Consider the following 20673-nt stretch of genomic DNA (forward strand, 5'->3'; position numbering starts at 1 on the left):
TTCTCTTAGTAAATCAAATTACCTATTGGATTTAGTAACTTGCTGAAGCCCTTATTAAAATGTAGCGCACTACTGACAACTGTAAAGCATAAACATCCATCTTTCGTTAAAGGTGTATGTTGATGGCTACCATCTTGCCAAATAAAATCGCCTGGTACGTAATTACCATCTTCATCACTAAACTCACCGTCTAGTAGTAAAGTAACTTCAAATCCGGTATGTGTATGCTCAGGAATTTCGCCACCAGCATCAATATGTAGCAAGCTAGAACGCAGCGCACCATCATCAAGCGAAACGCGAGATCGTGCCAGCTTACCAACTTGTGTAAATTTGCTATGAGAAATACGTGTTAAAGCACGTGGAAGTTGGTAGTCATGCTCATTCACTTTAATAGATACAGGCTCTACTTCGTAAACTTCATCGATAGAATCATCAGACATGATCATATCGAGAACATTTAGTTCAAATTCTTCAAGTAAATCAGATTTCTCAGTTTGAGGTTTCTCAAATTGAGCAGGCTCTTCACTAAATAATGCATTTGCATTACTTGCTTCAATTTTAGCTACTTTAGCTTGGCACACAGGGCACATGTCTACGTGAATAGAAACGGCTAAACTCAATGATGTAGCAAGTGATGCATCGCAATACTGTGTCAGTAAAGTTTCACTCGGGTGATGTTTAATCATGCTGATCTCCCATTTCATTACGTAATTTTTGCAAGGCCAAACGTAACCGTGATTTTACCGTGCCTACTGGAATATTAAGTTGATGTGCAAGTTGCTCTTGCGACATATCTTGAAAATAAACGCCTCTTACCACTTCGCGTTGAGCAATCGGTAATTTGTCTAAATAACGCTTAATTTGCTTATCTTCTAAATGATCACTGTATTCGTGATGCGTATCTTGTGAGTCGTTTAGTAACGGCCAAATATCTTCGCTTATATTTTCTTCTTTATTACTTTTCATTTTACGAAGCATATCGAACGAAGCGTTACGCATAACGGTATAAACCCACGTAGTCGCAGCGCCTTTTTCACTATGATACAAATGTGCTTTACGCCAAACAGACGTTAATGTTTCTTGCACAAGCTCCATGGCTTGGGCTTCAACACCAAACTGCTTAATTCCAAAGCGTTTAATTTTTGGCGCAAAGTATTCAAATAAATATGAAAACGCTTTTTTGTCGCGTGATTGCGCAACATCTATAAGCGCTTGCATGAGCTCTTTACCCGGCGTTTCTGGCATGGCAGTGTACTTACCTGTATTAGGTTCACAACGTGGTGACTGTTGTTGACTTACCATAATAATTTATCCCGTTATTGCTTTTGTATTAAGTAATACGGACAATAATTAATTTAGGATCATAAAATTTAGGCAAATTCGTTATTAATCACAGTATGGAGGAAATTCAGTAAGTTATCAAAATTCGTTTCAAACGCAAGTTGCTGTTTTTTCTCAATAGAAACAGGTAGGAGTTCAAGCCAACGTGCTGCAATCCAGGGAAGCTTGTCAAAATGAGTTTTCTTGTACAACAAATTAAGTTCCGGATTACCTTGAAACACGTTTTTAAGCGCATCGTGTAATAGGTAATGTTCACCAATTTGGTTGTTAGAATCTTTGTACCAATACGGCGTATTACAAGGCGATACCAAGCCATGGCGTAATTCGTCTTCGTCTTGATAAACATCATTAATTTGCACATTTTGCGATGCAAATACATCAATTAATAATACATCGTTATCGTCTTGGTCAAAATCAATAATATCAACAAGGCAACCTTGCGCGCTTATATTAAAAGGCGTGTCATGCTCGAACGTACAAAGCACAAACCCTGTATTATTTTTTAATGCGGTTTTAACCATATTTAAATAGCGAGGCTCAAATATGCGTAATCGCGTATAACCTTCAGGTAACATAAAAATGGGTAATGGAAAAATCGCACGTTTCATAAAGTCTACTTATTTCAAACACTCTGCCTTTATTTACGTGCGCTTTTGCTAAGTCGATCAGCTTTGTATGAATCGAATTAATTACCAGCTATATAATTGGCTAAAGATTAAACCAACCTCCCATAGCTTTAAACACTTGAACCGAGTAATAAGCGCTAATCATACTGACTACGGGTGCTAACATTAATGCAAATAATCCAAGTTCACTGCTCATCGTTTTAATCCTTTAAATGATTTATTTTACGTTTTTTATACTAGTGTCAGTATTTTTAAGCGTTGTGCTATCTGTTAAAACGGGCTCATCTAATAACCCCTCTAAAACAGTTTTAGCATCAAAATAAAGCGTTTCCTTTAGTGATTTTTCAAGCTCGATTGTGGTTTGCTTAACATAGCTTGCTACACTTTGAGTTAATATATCAGTTACATCTAGGTCCACCTCTGTTGCGTGTACTTGCGCAGAACCTAATACTAATAAACTTGCCATAGCGATTTTAATTGAATGTTTCATAATGGTATTCCTTGTTTGTGTATTGTTTAGACGTAGTTATATACTCAAGGGTTGTGCCAACATAAAAATAAACCTTAACCAATTGTAATTAAACAACTTTACACGTATTACTTTAATTTAAAAAATTCATCTCTCGTTAATTTAACCATTAAATTTAATTTTTTGACTACTTTTTAGTTAATAAATAAAAGGATTTAAAGGTATTAATACCGTCACACTAAATACATTTAGCGTTTATAAAAACGTCATATCTACCCGCTAAAGTGCACACCACTATAAATAATTCAAAAAGTGCAGTATGACTCTTTCATCACGTCGAAATTTTTTAAAAACCTCAGCAGCAAGCATATTTACCGTCGCAGTATCGAGTGCCATTACAGGTTGTGCTCAAACATTAATAAACAAACCTCTATCGGCTATTGAATTTAAACACGGTGTAGCGAGTGGCGACCCGCTTAGTCATGCTTTAATAATTTGGACACGTGCAACCACTTCTCAATCAAATTTTGAAGTTACTGTTGCTTGGGAACTGGCAAGTGATTCTCAATTTAAAAACATTATTCGTGGCGGGCGCGAACAAACAGATAAAAGCCGAGACTTTACAATAAAAATAGATGTGCAAGAACTTGCTCCAAACACAGAGTACTTTTATCGTTTTATAGGTTTGCAAACACAAAGCCCTATAGGCCGTGCTAAAACACTACCAATAAATAATGTTGAACAAATAAAAATGGCTGTTGTGTCGTGCTCAAACTACCCTGCTGGGTACTTTAATGCCTACACTGATGCCGCTAAGCAAAAAGATTTAGATGTGGTCCTGCATTTGGGAGATTACATTTACGAATACCCAATGGGCGGGTACGCTACCGAAAATGCTAAAAGCATTGGCCGCCAATTAGCAGCTGATAACAGCGGTGAAATTATTACCCTTAGCGACTATCGTAAACGTTATGCTATTTACAGAACAGACCAAGGCCTTCAAGCACTTCACGCTGCAGCGCCTTTTATCGCAATATGGGATGATCACGAAGTTACTAACGATACCTATAAAAGTGGTGCTGAAAATCATACCCCTGATGAAGGTGACTTTTTTAAGCGTCGCGCAGCAGCTATTCAAGCCTATTACGAATGGCTGCCAATTAGACCGCCTATGGGCGAACAAAGCCCGCAAATATATCGCACCTTCGATTTTGGTAATTTAATAAGCTTACATATGCTAGATACGCGCGTAATAGCACGCGATAAACAACTTGCTTACAGCGACTATAAAAACCCCGAGACCAAGCAAATGGATGTTGCTCGCTTTGCCAGTGATTTAAATAATCCAAAAAGGCAGTTACTAGGTAACACACAACTAAACTGGCTTACGAGTGCAATAACTAAATCAAATGCAAAGTGGCAAATATTAGGCCAGCAAGTATTGATGACTAAAATGTGGCTACCTACTGAAATATTCTCGCAATCCGATCGCACTAAAATACCGCAGGTGTTAAAAGAGCTTGTTACCATTAAAAAAGCAGTGTTAGCTAATAAAGCGGTAACACCCGCGCAACTCGCACGCGTAAATACTTTAATGCCTTATAATTTAGATGCGTGGGATGGTTACCCAAGCGAGCGCGAAGCATTATACAAAAGCGTTACTGCATTAAATAAAAAGTTAGTAGTGGTTGCAGGTGATACGCACAATGCGTGGCATGGCACATTAAAAAATGCGAAAGGCGAAAGCGTAGGAGTAGAGTTTGCAACACCTGGTGTTACATCCCCGGGTATGGAGCATTATTTAGCGCTTAATACAGCACAAGCAAAGCAGATGGCTGACTCGCTTTCATTGCTAATAAACGACTTAAATTATTGTGACTTATCACACCGTGGGTATATGTTACTGACTATTACTAAAGAGCAAATCACAACCGATTGGCGCTATATAGATAACATAAACTCACCAAGCTACAATATTGTTGAACAACACCAAAGTGTTTATAAAGGCTAATACTTTTAAAAAGAAGGTAAATGTATTATTTACCTTCTTCGCATATTTTATTTAACGTGCTTAATTACAAGTATAAAGAAGCGTCCACGAAGCATCACTTCCGGGAATGCTGTTTGTATACCAATTTGCACTGTATGCATTACCTTGATATTGCATTTTATCGTCAGTGTTATTGTGAGTAAACGGACCACCTGAGTAATCTTTGTTCACCCAATTAGGGTATGCATTAATACCATTACAATCTGTTGAACTTACAACACTGCATCCGTTTGTATCAACACTTGTACCAGCGGGTGTATCTGGGCACTGATCAATATCATCATTCACACCATCGTTATCCGCATCGCTTTGTGGTTCAACTACTTCAACAACACAACCTATATTATTAACAGTTTCACCTGCAGGTGTATTAGGGCATTGATCAACATTATCGCTTATACCATCGGCATCGCTGTCAGTTACTGCACAACCAATACTATCAACCGTTGTACCTGCGGAAGTATTATCGCACTGATCAAGGCTGTCACTTACGCCATCCCCGTCGCTATCTAAATCAACATTGCTACTACCACCACCCCAACCTTGAATGATCTCTTTAACTTTAGAGCCTGACGATGTTAGTGAATTCCAACTACCGCCTGGAGTAAATAACGAAGCACCTTCGTTTTTATCGTTTAAAGCCCAGTTAGCGTGGCTAATATTGTTTGTTTTAAAAAATGCCATCCATGCATCGGTTTCATTGATATTAACACCACCATTACCATCAGCATTAACTGTTCCCCACTCTGTGGCGAATAGTGCAATGCCGTTATCGAGTGCTGTTTGTGCTTTATTTCGATACGATTGACCATGTGTGCCAGCATAAAAATGCAGAGTGTAAGCAATATTGGCACGATCAATTGGGTTTTGTGATGCCACATCAACATCTTGCGACCACGTAGGCGTTCCAACCACAATTAAGTTATCAGGGTCGATTGCTCTAATTTTATCAATAACTGTTTCTGCGTAAGGCTTAATATCGTTAACCCATGAGATTTGTAACGGCTCGTTATAAATTTCATAAATAACATTGTCGTACTGCCCATATTTGGTAGCTACGTCTTCAAAAAAGCGAACTGCAGTTGCTTGATCGGTATGTGCTTCATGGCTATGAAAATCAATAATAACGTACATATCTTCGCTAATAGCTGCGTTCACAACAGTATCAAGACGGCTCATATTGCCCTCCCAATCAAAGTTCAAACTACCACCAGTACTGGTACCATGGCCAATAGCTGCACGAATTAATGTTGCATTAAATTCAGTTTTTGCTTTTGCTACTGTTTCTGCTGTATAAAATTTTTCAGCGCCCCACCCCGTATTACTCCAAAATAGGCTAGGTCCTGCAAAGCTTATATTTTCTCCACCTGCAAGAATTTGATTCCCACTCACCGTTAACTTCTCAACAGCGGCATTAGCCATTGTTGAGCATCCTAATAATAAAGCTAACGATAAGCTCGCCACTTTAAAATCCTTTCTTTCGTGATTATTTGAACTGTTATTCATCGTATTTCCTTAAATTGAAATTATCAGTCGTCATTGCTTGACGTAATAAATTGACACCAAACCAATACTTAATAATTAAATAAAATTAATTTGGCGAGCGGAAAGTACCATTTATTTATTAACATTAAATGAATAAAAAGGTACAAGGGGAAGGATTTTAATTAACTAAATATCAACAAGTGAGCGATTTAACGAGGTTTGAGGATTTTACTGGGTATATACTGGCATTTACACGATGTTTACATGATGCGGGCAAAAAATCTCGGTTACAAAAAATATGTATAAAAATGAAAAGGCGGTAATAATAATTATTACCGCCATCAATAATAGCTAAATATCAGGGATAAATATGCGGGAAGAAAATTAATAAGCCAACCAAACCGAGTTCTAATTAAGTGGCTTATTTTTTAGTGGGCAGCGCTTTTCTGCCCAAACGGTATGCATCCATAATGCTCAGCACCCAAATTATAATCATTAAAGGTACATACTTATATTCAGCGAGTTGAGCGCAAGCGTCAGATGGTTGTTGCGCTGCTTTTAAAATGGCCGTAGCCGACATGGGGATTTTTCCGTTTACAATTTCATTTGCAGTACACTGTGCAATCGCAAATATATCTTGTAGGGTTAAAATTAAAAGAACAGAAAATACGCCCGCAAAAATAGCGCCTATAAGGTGTTTTTTTAGAGAAAAATGCCCCGCTCCAGGATAAACAATGGCGGTAAGTAAAGCAGCTTTTAGATCTTGTTTCATTTTTACCTAATATAAATTCACTTTAACGTGATCACATAAAAAAGCCACTTTGCAGTGGCTCAATTAAAATATCAAGTAGTTAAATGTATTATTGTCCACCAAACCCGAGAGTTAACTCAATACCAACAAAGCGAGGTGCCCCTGCAACAAATGTTGGGTTGCCAAATCCCCCTCCAGTATTACCTGCATCAACTAAATACTCTTTATCTAATAAGTTACTAGCAAATACACTAACAGCCCAATCATCACCATTTGCGATACCTAAGCGCGCACTGACTAATCCAAGCGCTGGTTGGCTAATATCTAAGCCTGATATTGGCGCATTTGCTGGCTCAAAAAACACTTCAGAGCGGTAGCTATATATTAAAGAGCTCGTTAAATTAAGTGAGTTCGACAATTCTGTTGAATAAAACAGCCCCGTACTAAACGTCCACTCTGGTTGTAGTCTAAATTTATTGCCTGCGAGGTTACCATTATTACTATCATCATCTATTTCAGCATCAAGGTAAGCCGTATTGGCAAATACCTCAAACTCATTATTAATTAACGCCCTTACTTCAGCCTCTGCGCCAACATTTGTGGCAGAGCCCGCATCTGCAGAAAACGCAACGCCTTCATCATCCTGTAACGTAACCTGAAAGTTAGAGTAATCTTGATAAAATACAGCGACAGAGTAATCTAAACGCCCGTCAAGCGCTTTGCCTTTAATACCGGTTTCGTAGTTCCAAATAATTTCCGCTGGGACTTCTGATATAGAGGCTTCGACATTTCCTTGTTCGTTGTTAGCCGAACTCACTTCTAGTACTTCCGAACGACGCCCTTTTGAAATAGTCGCATACATATTTGTAGTAGGGTTTATTATATAAAGCGCATTAAAACGTGGCAGCCAATCATCATAATCAGCATCGCCATAGAATGTTTCACCATTTGTATCAACCGTAAACAATGGCGCTTGTGTTAAAACACTATTGGGTGCAGCAGAGCTATAGCCACTGCGCTTTTCTTCTTTTATATAACGAAGACCCGCTGTTAACTCTAATGCTTCAGTAGTAGCATAAGTTACATCAGCAAACGCTGAGTACGCTTTGTTTTCACCATAGTTTGTAAACTCTAGTGAATATGGCAACTCGTTTACTACACCACCTGTTAATGCTGGCGTTAAAATATTAACGCTACCATCATTATTAATACAAGGAACACCTGAACCCAATACGCCTAAGCAATTTAAAAATATAGACTCCTCTGTACTAAATGGAATACGCTGGCTACCATCTTCTTCAAAGTAACTCACACCAAAAATACTAGTAAACTTATTCTGCGTATAAACAGCGCGTAATTCTTGGCTAAATTGATCGCCCTCAGCAGCTTCTGCAAATTCTAAAAACCATGCTTGCGTACCATCAGCATCAAACACTTCTAAAGAGTCAAAGTTACGCCCTGCAGTAATTGAGGTGATTGTTAAATCGTTACTTACATCCCAATTTACAGTCAAATTTAAATCGTTAACTGTGCGATCCACACCTAAGTCTTTTTTTCCAAACACAGACTCTGCATACGGACTACCTGGCATTTCAACAAAGCTATATGGACTTATATCACCACCGGTTGGTGCATAAAGCCCATTTTTAAAAGATGTACCCGAGTCATCATTTTTTTCATACGTATACACCAAATCAATCGTTACATCGTCACTAGGTGTAATACGTAAAGACGGACGATAAGAAAAACGATCAATAGCATGCATATCATCTTGCTTAAACCCAGCCGGATTTTGGGAGTTATTATCTCCTGCAATATTTTTTATAAACCCATCACGTTCACGATAAGTAAAAGCAACACGGCCTTGCAATAAATCATTGCCACCCGTTACAAAGCCACTAGCACCTTTGGCCGAGTAATTACCAACGGATGCTTTTAATTGAGCCGAAAAATCTTTTTCTGGTTTACGTGTTGCTACACTAATAGCACCTACAGAAGCTGCTGTTCCAAACAGTGTCGCTTGTGGTCCCTTAACAACTTCAATCCCTTCTACATCAAAAAGCTCAAAGTATGAGCCACGAGAGCGTGATACATCTGCTCCGTTATAATAAATAGACACACGAGGGGATGATTGAGACGACCCACTATCAGACGTAATACCACGAATTACAAAGCCTGGGTTGTTAGGGCTTTGCTCTTGAATAACAAGCCCTGGTGTTATTTCAGATAAAGTGTCGAGTTCGCCAATACCCAAGCTTTCTAAAAAGTCGCCATCGTAGGCGCTTATTGTTACGGGCACATCTTGTATTGATTGCGCACGCTTTTGAGCAACAACCACTATTTCATCAAGTTCTTTATTTATGGTTTGATCTGCAAAACTATTTGTTGATGTAACGCAAATCATCGCCACAGACAATTTAGTAAGTTTAAGAAAAGGCCGTGTTGTTAATTTATTTTTCATGTTTTTCACTGTTCGTCCGGTTAATTGTTTTTAGGAATTACCAGTAATCTAACGAACTATTACGACTTTTTTACGTCTTATTAATTACGCGTTGGTTAAATTGATGTTTCAACTTTATGAAAAACAATAAATTATTGTATTCATATAAAAATTATAATATTGAAAAACTCAGCGTACACTTGTACACTAAAATTCATTCAAATAGTGGTAGGATCTGTTATGTCGTTAGAAGCGCCCTATTCTAAAAAAGAAGAACAACTAAACGTAATTAGCCATGCACTTGGTATTGTATTTGCCGCATTTGTTATGTGGGATTTATTTAGCCAAGCCACCAGCACTAAAGCGTATGTAAGTACTGTAATTTATGGCAGCAGTCTATTTGTGCTGTTTTTGTCATCCACTTTGTACCATGCCAGTATTCAACCGCGCTTAAGAGCCTTTTATAAAAAGTGCGATCACTGCGCCATATACTTATTAATTGCCGGCACCTACACTCCCTTTTTATTAATCTCATTAACCGGTGCTTGGTCATGGGCCACACTTATATTTATTTGGGCGGTGGCACTAGCAGGCGTTGCGTACAAAGTATTTGTAAAAAACGGTAATAAAAAAATATCGCTCGCCACCTACTTGCTCATGGGTTGGTTTGCACTGGCTATTGTATATCCACTTTATTCAAGTGTTGATGTAAAAGCACTTTACTGGCTACTTGCCGGCGGCATTTTTTATAGTTTAGGTACATTATTTTACAGCGCTAAAAGCACCCAATTTAGCCACGCTATTTGGCACTTATTTGTTATTGCTGGGTGTGTTTGCCATTATATTTCAATTAGCAATTACGTTTATTGATAACGACTTAAAGTGCACAACAAGCAGCACATCGAAATATTTAGAGGATCACATATGTAAAATCGATATAAAGTCAGGCTCTATATCGATTTAAAATACACTAAATTATATAAATTCAAAAAATAATGAGGTCTTTACCCAGCATTATCAACTTTTGAAACCAAAGCAAATCGACCGTCTTTATGTGTAAAACCCCAAACAGAGTTATTGTTATAATTATAACCCCACAAATAAGTCCCACAACTGCTGCTTACATCACTTGGCGCACTACCAGCACCCGATTGAAACATAACGCTAAAGTCATCCGAATAAGAGGTAGCAGTAAAGCAGTTTTCATCTAAAAACGCGTCCCAAACACCCGTTTCTTCATTGTATCGACCAATAGTCAAAGTAGATAAATCAACGCCTTCGGGAGCTGTTATTGCAATCGCCATTGCGTCAGCGTCATCTTCAGCTGTCACTACACCATCGCGAATAACATTCGTGGGATTATCGGTTTCCACTGCATCTTTATCAAAAAACAACTCTGAAGGAGAGCTGGTTTGCACAAATCCGTTTGTGTTTTTATATGAGCCATCTTGGTTTAAATTACCATTAATGTACAAAATATCAGATACAGTTGTAGCATCCTCGTCAGTAAACCAGCTCAATGACAATAATTCATTCATTGCTTGCTCTTCTCGAGGAATACTATAAGCATCAGCAAAGATTGTATATTCACCTTTACCTGTCCCTAAATCATCTTGATAGTTTGCATCAACGCCCACCTGCTTTTTATCTTGGGTATCGGTAGTTAACACTTCGACACTGTTATAGGTTAAATTAAAACCATCTAAAATAGCCGCTTGCGTACCAATATAACCGGCTTCATCAGGTGTTTTTGTTGTTGCCCAATAAGATTCGTAAGGAGAAACAACACGCTGTAGCGCATCGCTCGTATAGCTTGCACTATCACCTACATTCCATTCAATAGGGATAATTTCTTCAATGGTTTTACCAGTAGAATCAACATCATATTGCACCCAAGCATTTTGAGGTTCATCCCAATATGTACCCATGTTCATATCTGCTTCTGAAAAATTAACCGGTGCATAATAGTTTTTAAACGTAATTTGACGACCATTAACTTCAACAATCACGAATGATATTTTGTTTGATTTTTCATACTTAGTTAAATCTTTAGTGTACTGACTATTTGTTCCTTCATAGTCACCTACTTGAGCAAAATTATCCTGCGCTAAACCCGTTTCATATTTATCATGAATACCATAACGATTGTTATACGCTTTCCAAGATGCATTACCGGCAACAATTTGCGTAAAGCCAACGGATGGATTCGAATTATCTGGATGAATTAAGCTACGAGAGTATTGATGATCGTGCCCAGCAATATAGTTAACTTTATATTCACTCAATAAATTAAGGACGTTATCCATTAAGCCAGGTGAAGACTCATCTTGCAGCTGTAAATAACCTAATTGACCAGTATCAAGCCCTAATATACCTGGCTCAGTTTCATCCTCATCTCCACTTGTACCATCGCTTTTTAACGAACTAATATAGTCAAAATATTCATCATAATTATAAACAGACGGACGCTTTTTGGTTGATAAAGCTTCATGACCAAACATAACGATATGATCAACCGTAGTCCCTTTTGTTTCTAAAACATTTTTTAACCAATCGTAAATAAGAAGCCAAGTACCTTCATAGTTAACAGACACTAAATCACTGGCATAAAAGTCTATAGCAATAAATAGGGTATTGTTTTGAACGGTATAGTACATAAGATCTTCAATACCTTCGTAACCCACTATTTCGCCGCTTTCTAACCCTTTACTTAATAGTTTTCCTGGGTATTGTTGATACAAATTGTACCCTTGATCGAATTCCTGTGAATCTGCATCGGTATATGCATCAATACCATTATCCATATTATTAACAGAGCGATTGTCTGTCGTATCCACTGAAGTAGTAAACCAACTTAGCCAATCATAACCATCTACAATTTCGTGATTACCACGCACAGGTAAAACAGTCATTCCGGCTTCAGTTAAAGGCGTGCCAACCTTATTCATCCATTCAACATATTCATTTTCTGTGCGTACATCGGTCATATCACCTACTGCGAGTACAACTGAAACCCCCTCTTCTTTTATCTTAGAAACAATAGGGTCAACTAATAAAGCGGGAAGGTGTTTAAAATCATAAGGCGTATCTGAACGTTCGCTACTTGCAATTTCGACCGGCACGCCGCCAGCAACAAGCGGATCTCCATTTTCATCAACAAAAATAGCATTATAAGGGTCAGACACGTCAATCTTCCAACCTTCACCATCAAAAATGTCATCATTATTAACGTCATAACCAATATCGACAGATAACGTTATACCATCGTAGGTATGTGTAATTGTTTGTTTATAATCATCATCATCTCGACCTTGAGTATCGGGTATAACCGCAAAGCGCCAAACATTATCACTATTATTTTCTGCAAGTTTATTAGCTCCTTGCGTCACCGTAGTACTTACCGTACTTTCATTTTCAACTTGATCAGAATTTTCTGTTGAATCTAAATTATCAGAACCACATGCAAAAAGAGCATTGGAAATAACAACTATTAAAGCGGTTTTGCTTAAAGCCTTCATTAGGGTATTTACCTATTATTTAATTATAATTTTATGGCAACTTAGCTTCACAGCTGCCAAATAGAAATAAAGTAAATAAGGTACAGGGGAAATATTACAATTTTATGGAGATGGAAATTAGCAACAAAATTAACCCAACTGCCACATTAATTATTAATGGTATAAAAAGTTAAACTAGTCATTAGAAAAAGAGGATATCGATAATCTTTCAACAGGCCGTACTATTTTAAATAATGGGAATAATTAGACTTGAGAAATAGCTACAAAAAAGATCAGGGTCGCCTCTTACCTTTTACAATTTTGTGGCCGACAACGGCCACGTGCGGCAATGAGTCAAACTTCGGCAAAGAGCGATAAGCAGACATTGAAAAGTTAAATTTACTTCTGCTTTTTTGAGTAGGAGCCTAATTTTGTCCGATAACATTATTAAACGCCGTTTTGGGGCAAAATAACATGCTTAATTTCTAGCTGTTTTAATTACTTGTTTACAAAAGTAATTATTGGTGAAATTATCAGGGTATGTAATAAACGCCGTTTCGGGGTGTTATAAACCACCAGAATGGTGTTCAATAAGCTGTTAAGTTTAAAGGGAAGTTATGAGTAGTATTCTTGATATACGATTAATCGAAGTTGGTTATTTTTTATCAAGGCTTGGAATAAATGAGCCCCCTGAAACACTTAAAGCCTCTTCATGGAAAGAAGCGTATTCAAAATTCTACGGTACTTTTGGTGGCGAAAAAACTGAAGTTGAGTTTAAGAACAGCTTAAAAAATTTACGAGATCATTTTGATAGCCACCTAGAAAATGAGCGAACAGGTTGGATGGCTGAAGATGGTCATCCACAAAAACTATCCGCTGCTAATCAAGAGGCATTCGATCGCCTCCAGAAATCGACAGATGTAGAACTGTGGAATCATATAAGACCTCTAGCAACAACTTCTTATGACTCAAAAATAGAAAAAAAGAAAGCAGATGAAGCTAAAGAGTCTGGAGCTAAATATTTCTCTTCTGAATTTAGCGGTAAGAAAAAAGTAAAGTCTAAAGCAACTACTGAAGCAAATGTTGTGCATGGATATGTTGTCGACCAACTAAAACAATATGTTGAACAAAACTTCAAAAATACTGTTGTATTTAATACTCAGAAAATAGACCTTGCTATCGAGCTTGATGGGGAGATCACTACAATTTTCGAGGTAAAAACGTCAGGAGATACACAATCTATTTATACAGCGGTCGGGCAGCTTTTTATGCATGGTACAGGCATACCAAATGTAAGTAGAATAATTGTATTACCAGAGCCACTTGAAAATGAGTCAACTATAAACTGTTTATGTGAATTGGGAATTCAGCTCATGTTATTTTCAATAGACAATCAATTGTGTAATTTTAAACTTAACAAGGCGTTTAAGGCGGATTCGTGACAGTTAGCTCGATTCCGCTACGCTGATCAACGCGGCGTTATGCCTCTAACTCAGTAACGTTAAGCTAATCGCTTTACTCTTTTATAAAAAACTTTATTTCTACTTTGTACATTATCTAGAAAAGCAATATCCATTTTATTGAGCAAGTTCTTATTTATAAATCCGATAAATTCATTGTAAGCTTCATCTCTATCATCTTGTGATTTAAAATACCATGAAAACCCCAGCTCGTTTGTTAAAAATGTATTTGACCACCCCGTATTTCCTGCAAAACCTTTAGGGTGGTAATCCATATTTATATCCCTAATTGTACTTGCTATACGTTTCTTCTTACTCGGTTGAATAATCTTTTTTAGTCTTATTTTTAAACCAAATGAGCTAACTTTACTTTTTTTCATGGTATATGCCTTAACTATCAATTAGTGTTGATAACCTTTGACCGCTTAATTTTCTGAATTTTTGGGCTGAATCTAGTTGAATAAAGCTATAACTAGTGCTTGAAACTTGAAACATGCACCACGACTTATTAAGTAACTCAGATGACAGTGATGATAGAAATACTTTATCAACAATTTCTTTTTCTGACATTTCACCAATACCTTTTAATGAAAGTTGAAATCGTGTAATTGCAGATTCCTCACTACGTTTTTGGAGTGCAAAAGCTAACCTTTCTGCTGTCTGTTCTGCTGTGTATGGCAAAGTTGAATCTCCACTTGAAGTATGGGCGTCATATTAGCGCCCCTTACACTTACTGTCAACGGCATAATTACACTCACATGTGTACCCTGATACACCCTTATGTGTATTAAAGTCTCCGAGGTATAACAAAAATCTAAGGTTACGACCGTCCGTTCATGGCACGTGCCAGACTCTAACTTTGAGTCTGGCTTAGGTTCAAATTTAAGCATCTATCTGTTCTGATACTTCTAACGCATCATCAACTTCTATTCCCAAGTACCTTACAGTGATTTCTAATTTCTATGGCCAAGTAGAAGCTGACAGGCTCTTAAATTTTTAGTTTTTTTGTAAATTAGTGATGGTTTGGTACGTCTCATAGGATGAGTACCATATTGAGTCTTATCTAACCCAATTGAGGTGACCCAAGAGTCAACTATATGTCCATATTGACGGGTTGAAAGGTGTTCAGAGGAATGAATTCGTAATTTAAACAAGTAATCATAAGAATTGAGAGAAAATTGATCTATGAGCGGCACAATTGATTTTCTAGTATTTCCAGTAATTTTAAATTGAACAGGCATACCAGTCTTTTTTGAAAGACTATTGCCCGTGATTGGATTGTTTTACCATGTGCGATGTCATTAACTTTTGTGAAACTAAATCACACCCTCTTAGTTTGCTATCTATGGCTAGGTTAAATAGTGCTAGATCTCTTATTTTATGAAAAAGTTCCAGTCGTATTCGGATAGCCCATATTTGCTGTAATTTTAGAGGTAACTTTTGTCCTACAAGCTTATTTTTATTCCAAGGCTTTTTAAGCTGATATATAGTTAACTGGTGCATTAGTTGTACTCCGGTGTTTATGCAGTTTTAAGCTTAGCTCGCTACAAAAGAATTCGGGTATGAGCGAGAAGCGGTCATTGAGGTTGGCTAAATATCGTCGTTAATAGATTGGTCAAACTGCTCTTCGAGTGTATATTCATGATAATGCGGTTGCTGAAAGCTTTTTCGCAACGATTAAAAAACGAACAATTAAGCTTAAGATATATTCGACACGCGAAGATGCGAAAACTGAGATATTCAATTTTATAGAAATGTTTTACAATCCAAAAAAGCGTCATTCACAGACGAGCGGTGTTTCACCTGCTAAGTTTGAGTAAGCGTATTATTTTGAGTTAAAAACTGTCTATTGAAAGCTGGGAAGTCCAAACCTTCGGATCATTGCCTCATAAAATAAGGATTAATCATGGGAACAATTATTGTCGATACAGGGCTGAAAACAAGAAAGTCAGATACAAACAGGGTTCTTAGTTCTATTTTTAAAGAGCCTATTTCTGAGAATACAAGAAAACATCGAGCAAAACTCCTTTTATTTTCAAGCATTACTGCCTATTTACTAATCGCTGGCGTTCAACTAACACAGATTGGCTGGCTAAAATTTGAAAGCACATCCACTAGCCCTATCACACCACTAGTTCTCATTGCGACGTATTACTTAGTGTACTTCGTCAAGTTTGCTCATTCTGATTTTGCTAAATACAAACTCGCACGTAGCTTTGATATTTTCGATAAATACGAGCGTGGAATTGACACCTTATCTAGAAAGATCGAAAGTGGCGAAGAGATAACTTCGAACAAGTTCACAAATAATGAGCTTACAAAATGGCTTGAAGATTACGAGGCAGACAGAAAGATACTTATCGAGTCTTCAAACCGCACTTTCCGGGATCTAATACTCCTAGAGTACGGCATTCCTGTAGTAACTTATTTAGTAGCGTCCGGATTATACATAACTGAAGTTGTAATTCCTGCAATTCAACACTGACAGGCCCGTACAAGCAATTAAAGTTGCTCCTTTCAGGAGCCATAGCTGCTATTAAAATTGCATAAGCAAACGGCAGCTTATGGCACATTGACGAAGCTCGGGTTGTAGCGAGAAGCCGCCTGTCAAAAATTGTGATATATGAAGTCAAGATTTGACCCTGAGGTCTTTTTTTGCGTCGAGTAATTAAGCGTATGATATACTCTACACGGGAAGTCCAGTTCAATAGTTAATTTATATTAAGGGAAACTTTATATGCACATAAATGAACTTACATCTCCCCCTTTTAAAGATGCTGAATTAGATAAAATTTTAAGTTTAACGGAAGAACGAGAATATCACTTATCTCAATGGAGACTAATTTCTAAACAGCGTGAAAAATTCAAGTGGAGTGCCATCATTAGCTCATTAGCAGTCGGTCAAGCTATATGTATGAAGGATGCTTCAGTGATAGCTTATGTATTTAATTTGAAATTTGGTATTGTTGCTGGATTTATTTTGATTTTTTATTCGCTTTTTCAATGGTATACCCTAAGAAAAAACGCATTAGAAATATATAAACTTACAGAGAAAATATACCGAGATACAAAAGAAAAATATGGTATAAGTCTCACATCTAAAGATTGCGTGGTTGTAAACAGCGATAAATATAGTTATTTCATTGAATTACCATCTTTTAAAATTTCCTATCGTCGAGAGCGAAAGAAGAATGCCGTTTTATAATAAGACCATAAGTCGGGTTCGAAGTAATTGGATTAATTTCGCTTCGCTCCACTCCACATCTTAGCCAACCATTACTCACCGCGTTATATAACAATTAGGATTTATCTACATGGGTTACCAACTTTGGATGTCGCCAAAAACAGGTTATCGACGTCAAGGAACTAGGTTTGAGTCTCTACATGGCATTTTCGTTGAAAATGCGAAGCTACTTTCATTGTTCGAACCAGTACTTTGCTGCAAAGAAACAGATAGTGCACCCCACGCAAAACATGCGCTCGAATCGAGAGATTTTGATGTGACATGTGTCGTTAATGATGATGGTGATATTGTCGGACAAATAGAGAGAAAAGCTCTGAATCAAGGCTTAGTAGCCGAATATGTAAAGGATATAGAAGAAGAACATAAAATAGATGAAAATACCTCATTAGTTCATCTGCTCCAGATTTTGGAGACAACTGAATCTAAGTATGTAACTCGTGATGGTCAAATAGTGGGTATTGTTTCACGCTCAGATCTGAATAAGCCAATTCCAAGGACATATCTATTTGGTGTAATTTCTTTAGTTGAGTTACATGTAAATTTTTGGATTAATTACTACTATCCCAACGACACTTGGCTTCAGACTTTAAACGAAGATAGGCAAACTAAAGTAAATGAAACTATTGAACTTCGTCGAGGGAGTAATGATTATCTCGCTATGGTTGAGTGTGCTCAGCTTTGTGACAAAAAAGAAATTCTTAGGAAGACTCCCAAATTCTTAGATAGGTTTGAGTTTAGTAAAACAAACTTTAAAATTTTTTTAGAAAAACTTGAAATTGTTCGCAACGAAATAGCACATAGTCAGTCATCCATAACTGGTCGATTAAATTGGGAACATATTACCCGCACTATTTCCAAGGCTGAAGAGTTCGTTAGTCTTTCAGATGACGTAATTGAGGCTGAAAGCAAGAAGAAAGCCAAAGACTTTGATACGACAGTTTTGGTTCCTGTAACTATTGTATAACAAGCTGTTACAGGAACGATTCGCAACGCGAAGCATTTTACTATTATGTGCATCTAGTATTTAAGGTGGTTTACAGCGTCATTGCGTTGGTCACACCTTAACAGGGCGTCACCAATGTCTGTGAGTTGCATACTAGCGATAGCGAAGTTTGCGGTAGCACTCTTATTAAATTAATCATATTTTAAATCTTGAATGGAAGACAAGGGATCAAATCTTGTTTTCAGATATTATGGTTCCTGACCGTCTGCTCTTGGCACTCTCCAGCCACTCGACAACGTGAAATGTTGATAATAATTGGCAAGGTCTTTTGCTGTGTCGGATGGCGCTTCGCTTATCCGACCTACACTGGCATTTATCTGCCGATAATAATCATGTCACTCCAACCGGCAATCGCGCATATTTACTTTGTCGCTTTTAAAAAGCACACCTTCTGATAGTAGCTTTTCGTGTTGTTCTTGGTATTTTTCGCTACCTGCAGGGAATGATATTTTACCTTGGCTATTCACTACCCTGTGCCAAGGTATAACTGAGTCGTTTGGCATCATTTTTAATAAGCGCCCCACCAATCGTGAGTTTTGCGGGTAGCCCGCAAGGGCTGCAACTTGCCCGTAACTTGCTACTTTTCCTACTGGTATGCCTGCGATAACAGTATAAATAAGCGTTTCTTTATCAATATCCATTGTTGTTAGAATATTCCTTACTTAATTGTTTAAATTGCTCCCAGATAGTACGCGCTACAGGGCCGTGGTGCATTGCATGCTGCCTAAAAAGCGAATGAAAAGCGAATGGGGGTCAAATCTTGACTTCACACATTAAGAATCGTCAATGTCTGCTCATGGCACTCTCCAGCCAGCCGACAACATAAAATATTGATAATAATTGGCAAGGTATTTTACTGTGTCGGATGGCGTGGCTTCGCCACTTATCCGACCTACGTCAAAAGGTAGGTTGGTTAAGCAGAAGGCGCCACCCAACAAAGTTTTAGATTCACGCCTTGAAAGTCAGCTATGGCACTTACCTGCCAATAATAGTCATATCACTCCCATCGGCACTCGCGCATATTTACTTTGTCATTTTTAAACAATACGCCTTCTGATAATAGCTTTTCGCGTTGTTCTTGGTATTTTTTGCTACCTGCAGGGAATGATATTTTACCTTGGCTATTCACTACCCTGTGCCAAGGTATAACCGAGTCGTTTGGCATCACTTTTAGTAAGCGCCCGACCAACCGTGAATTTTGCGGGTAGCCCGCAAGAGCGGCAACTTGCCCGTAACTTGCTACTTTGCCTATTGGTATACCTGCGATAACAGTATAAATAAGTGTTTCTTTATCAATATCAGCGTTCATTTAAATACGCCTCACTAAGTACTTTAAATTGCTCCCAAATAGTACGCGCTACAGGGCCGTGGTGCACTGCATGTTGTCTAAAGGCTCTAATTTGTGCGCTAAATTTATGCTCTCGGTCAGTTATGTGTATTTCTTGAAGTAAGCCTGCTTTTATTTCAGGAGCGCAGTGCTCTAGACTCATCATTGCCCAACCTGCGCCTGAGAGTAAAAACGATTTTAAGGTCGATACATCATCAATTTTCATCATGGCGGAGCCTTTTGAGTACGATAGCCTGTCGCTGTCGATACTCAAGTCACTTTCAAACATGGCTAAACACGGATACGTTTGCAGTTCGCTATAGGTGAGTTTTTGAGGGAGTACGCCTTTAGCGCTCACAATACCAATATCAAGCCTGCCTATGGGTACACTTTCTAAATCGCCTGTCGCGTGAAATAAATCAAACCACGGGCCAATACCTAATTCGGCTTGTCCACTGTTTACTTGCTCTAATGAAATAAAGCGCTTCCCGCTGGTTAAGCTAAACTCTGTGCTGGTAAATAACCTAAAAGTATTACTTATGATCTCGTTGTAACTCTGCATATGACAAAGTTGTTCGTAACAAACTCTAAATTGGGGTTCATTACCTAATGCCAATTCTTTAGCGAGCTGTGCTAGCTCGTCGTTGGCATGCAGTAGTTGCTGCGCTTCGCGGTGAAAAACACGCCCTTTTTCAGTAAGCTGTAATCGGTACTTACTTCTGTCTAGTAACTCAAACCCTATTTTGGCTTCTAAGTTTTTAATGGCGAGTGTAAGCGCGGGCTGCGTTTTATGTAGCTTTAATGCTGCTCCGCTTAAGCTTGCGCTTTGCACTATGGCATCTAAAATTATTAATTGATTCAGCTTCATATACCGCCCTGCAACATCATAAATAAAACTTATTGAGTTTCTAAAATTTAATGATTTTTATTTTATATGTTTGCAGCGTATGCTGCACTTAATTATTTTGCCATCATTGCAA

The 20673-nt window shown here is 37.8% G+C and carries 19 protein-coding genes and 3 pseudogenes; 7 read left to right on the forward strand and 15 right to left on the reverse strand.

Annotated features, from left to right (window positions below):
- Positions 1–5 precede the first annotated feature (5 nt).
- The 4 genes from P20429_RS16460 to P20429_RS16445 form a co-directional block, all read right to left on the reverse strand.
- The gene (locus P20429_RS16460; protein ID WP_007580713.1) at positions 6–686 is read right to left on the reverse strand and encodes a ChrR family anti-sigma-E factor; all 681 of its coding nucleotides are present in this window, start codon (positions 684–686) and stop codon (positions 6–8) included.
- A complete protein-coding gene (locus P20429_RS16455; RefSeq protein ID WP_007580715.1) occupies positions 679–1302 on the reverse strand; it encodes a sigma-70 family RNA polymerase sigma factor in 624 nt (207 codons plus the stop codon). The genes P20429_RS16460 and P20429_RS16455 overlap by 8 nt, the downstream gene beginning before the upstream one ends.
- Before the next feature lie 68 nt (positions 1303–1370).
- Positions 1371–1949: an LON peptidase substrate-binding domain-containing protein gene (locus tag P20429_RS16450; protein WP_024591092.1), complete on the reverse strand. Its 579-nt coding sequence runs from the start codon at positions 1947–1949 to the stop codon at positions 1371–1373.
- Between the two features lie 235 nt (positions 1950–2184).
- Positions 2185–2457, reverse strand: a complete 273-nt coding sequence (locus P20429_RS16445) for a hypothetical protein (RefSeq protein ID WP_007580717.1) — start codon at positions 2455–2457, stop codon at positions 2185–2187.
- 298 nt (positions 2458–2755) lie between these two features.
- Between P20429_RS16445 and P20429_RS16440 the strand changes: the two genes are divergently transcribed.
- A complete protein-coding gene (locus P20429_RS16440) occupies positions 2756–4447 on the forward strand; it encodes an alkaline phosphatase (RefSeq protein ID WP_007580718.1) in 1692 nt (563 codons plus the stop codon).
- Positions 4448–4507: 60 nt separating this feature from the next.
- Here P20429_RS16440 and P20429_RS16435 read toward each other — a convergent pair whose 3' ends face one another.
- The 3 genes from P20429_RS16435 to P20429_RS16425 form a co-directional block, all read right to left on the reverse strand.
- A complete protein-coding gene (locus P20429_RS16435; RefSeq protein WP_007580719.1) occupies positions 4508–5992 on the reverse strand; it encodes a cellulase family glycosylhydrolase in 1485 nt (494 codons plus the stop codon).
- Positions 5993–6392: 400 nt separating this feature from the next.
- Positions 6393–6743 carry a hypothetical protein gene (locus P20429_RS16430; RefSeq protein WP_007580720.1) on the reverse strand — a complete coding sequence of 117 codons (351 nt, stop codon included), beginning with the start codon at positions 6741–6743 and terminating at the stop codon, positions 6393–6395.
- Positions 6744–6831: 88 nt separating this feature from the next.
- Entirely contained in the window at positions 6832–9183 is a 2352-nt protein-coding gene (locus P20429_RS16425) for a TonB-dependent receptor (RefSeq protein WP_007580721.1), read from the reverse strand.
- A 219-nt stretch (positions 9184–9402) separates the two neighbouring features.
- On the opposite strand from P20429_RS16425, the gene P20429_RS16420 reads away from it, so the two are divergent.
- Positions 9403–10032 (forward strand): hemolysin III family protein, encoded by a 630-nt coding sequence (locus P20429_RS16420; RefSeq protein WP_007580722.1) that lies wholly within the window; start codon positions 9403–9405, stop codon positions 10030–10032.
- Positions 10033–10166: 134 nt separating this feature from the next.
- Here the strand turns inward: P20429_RS16420 and P20429_RS16415 are convergent, their stop codons facing one another.
- Positions 10167–12680, reverse strand: coding sequence for a metallophosphoesterase family protein (locus tag P20429_RS16415; protein ID WP_007580723.1), 2514 nt, complete (start codon positions 12678–12680; stop codon positions 10167–10169).
- Between the two features lie 596 nt (positions 12681–13276).
- Between P20429_RS16415 and P20429_RS20080 the strand changes: the two genes are divergently transcribed.
- Complete coding sequence (locus tag P20429_RS20080; protein ID WP_007580724.1) at positions 13277–14101, forward strand: hypothetical protein; 825 nt, start codon at positions 13277–13279, stop codon at positions 14099–14101.
- A 59-nt stretch (positions 14102–14160) separates the two neighbouring features.
- On the opposite strand, the gene P20429_RS19160 is transcribed toward P20429_RS20080, so the two are convergent.
- The 3 genes and pseudogenes from P20429_RS19160 to P20429_RS20765 all read right to left on the reverse strand — a co-directional run bounded on the left by P20429_RS19160 (position 14161) and on the right by P20429_RS20765 (position 15622).
- Positions 14161–14499, reverse strand: coding sequence for a hypothetical protein (locus P20429_RS19160; RefSeq protein ID WP_024609170.1), 339 nt, complete (start codon positions 14497–14499; stop codon positions 14161–14163).
- A 10-nt stretch (positions 14500–14509) separates the two neighbouring features.
- Entirely contained in the window at positions 14510–14689 is a 180-nt protein-coding gene (locus P20429_RS20540) for a hypothetical protein (protein WP_007580726.1), read from the reverse strand.
- Between the two features lie 312 nt (positions 14690–15001).
- A pseudogene (locus P20429_RS20765) lies at positions 15002–15622 on the reverse strand (tyrosine-type recombinase/integrase).
- Positions 15623–15759: 137 nt separating this feature from the next.
- Here P20429_RS20765 and P20429_RS21020 point away from each other — a divergent pair.
- From P20429_RS21020 to P20429_RS16405, 4 genes and pseudogenes are all read left to right on the forward strand, one after another.
- Positions 15760–15939 (forward strand): annotated as a pseudogene (locus tag P20429_RS21020) (IS3 family transposase); the annotation flags it as partial.
- An 86-nt stretch (positions 15940–16025) separates the two neighbouring features.
- On the forward strand, positions 16026–16604 hold the full coding sequence (locus tag P20429_RS16410) for a hypothetical protein (RefSeq protein ID WP_007580727.1): 579 nt from the start codon (positions 16026–16028) through the stop codon (positions 16602–16604).
- Between the two features lie 252 nt (positions 16605–16856).
- On the forward strand, positions 16857–17324 hold the full coding sequence (locus tag P20429_RS19175) for a hypothetical protein (protein WP_024609174.1): 468 nt from the start codon (positions 16857–16859) through the stop codon (positions 17322–17324).
- A 109-nt stretch (positions 17325–17433) separates the two neighbouring features.
- On the forward strand, positions 17434–18327 hold the full coding sequence (locus tag P20429_RS16405) for a CBS domain-containing protein (RefSeq protein WP_007580728.1): 894 nt from the start codon (positions 17434–17436) through the stop codon (positions 18325–18327).
- A 374-nt stretch (positions 18328–18701) separates the two neighbouring features.
- Here P20429_RS16405 and P20429_RS16400 read toward each other — a convergent pair whose 3' ends face one another.
- From P20429_RS16400 to P20429_RS16390, 4 genes and pseudogenes are all read right to left on the reverse strand, one after another.
- The gene (locus P20429_RS16400) at positions 18702–19007 is read right to left on the reverse strand and encodes an MGMT family protein (RefSeq protein ID WP_007580729.1); all 306 of its coding nucleotides are present in this window, start codon (positions 19005–19007) and stop codon (positions 18702–18704) included.
- A pseudogene (locus P20429_RS21025) lies at positions 18997–19095 on the reverse strand (LysR family transcriptional regulator); the annotation flags it as partial. The pseudogene P20429_RS21025 and the gene P20429_RS16400, both read right to left, overlap by 11 nt.
- Positions 19096–19363: 268 nt before the next feature.
- Entirely contained in the window at positions 19364–19675 is a 312-nt protein-coding gene (locus P20429_RS16395; RefSeq protein ID WP_007580731.1) for an MGMT family protein, read from the reverse strand.
- A complete protein-coding gene (locus P20429_RS16390; protein WP_007580732.1) occupies positions 19665–20561 on the reverse strand; it encodes a LysR family transcriptional regulator in 897 nt (298 codons plus the stop codon). The genes P20429_RS16395 and P20429_RS16390 overlap by 11 nt, the downstream gene beginning before the upstream one ends.
- Positions 20562–20673: the final 112 nt, after the last annotated feature.

The organism is Pseudoalteromonas sp. BSi20429, from assembly GCF_000238895.1.
In the GTDB taxonomy this organism is placed as follows: domain Bacteria; phylum Pseudomonadota; class Gammaproteobacteria; order Enterobacterales; family Alteromonadaceae; genus Pseudoalteromonas; species Pseudoalteromonas arctica.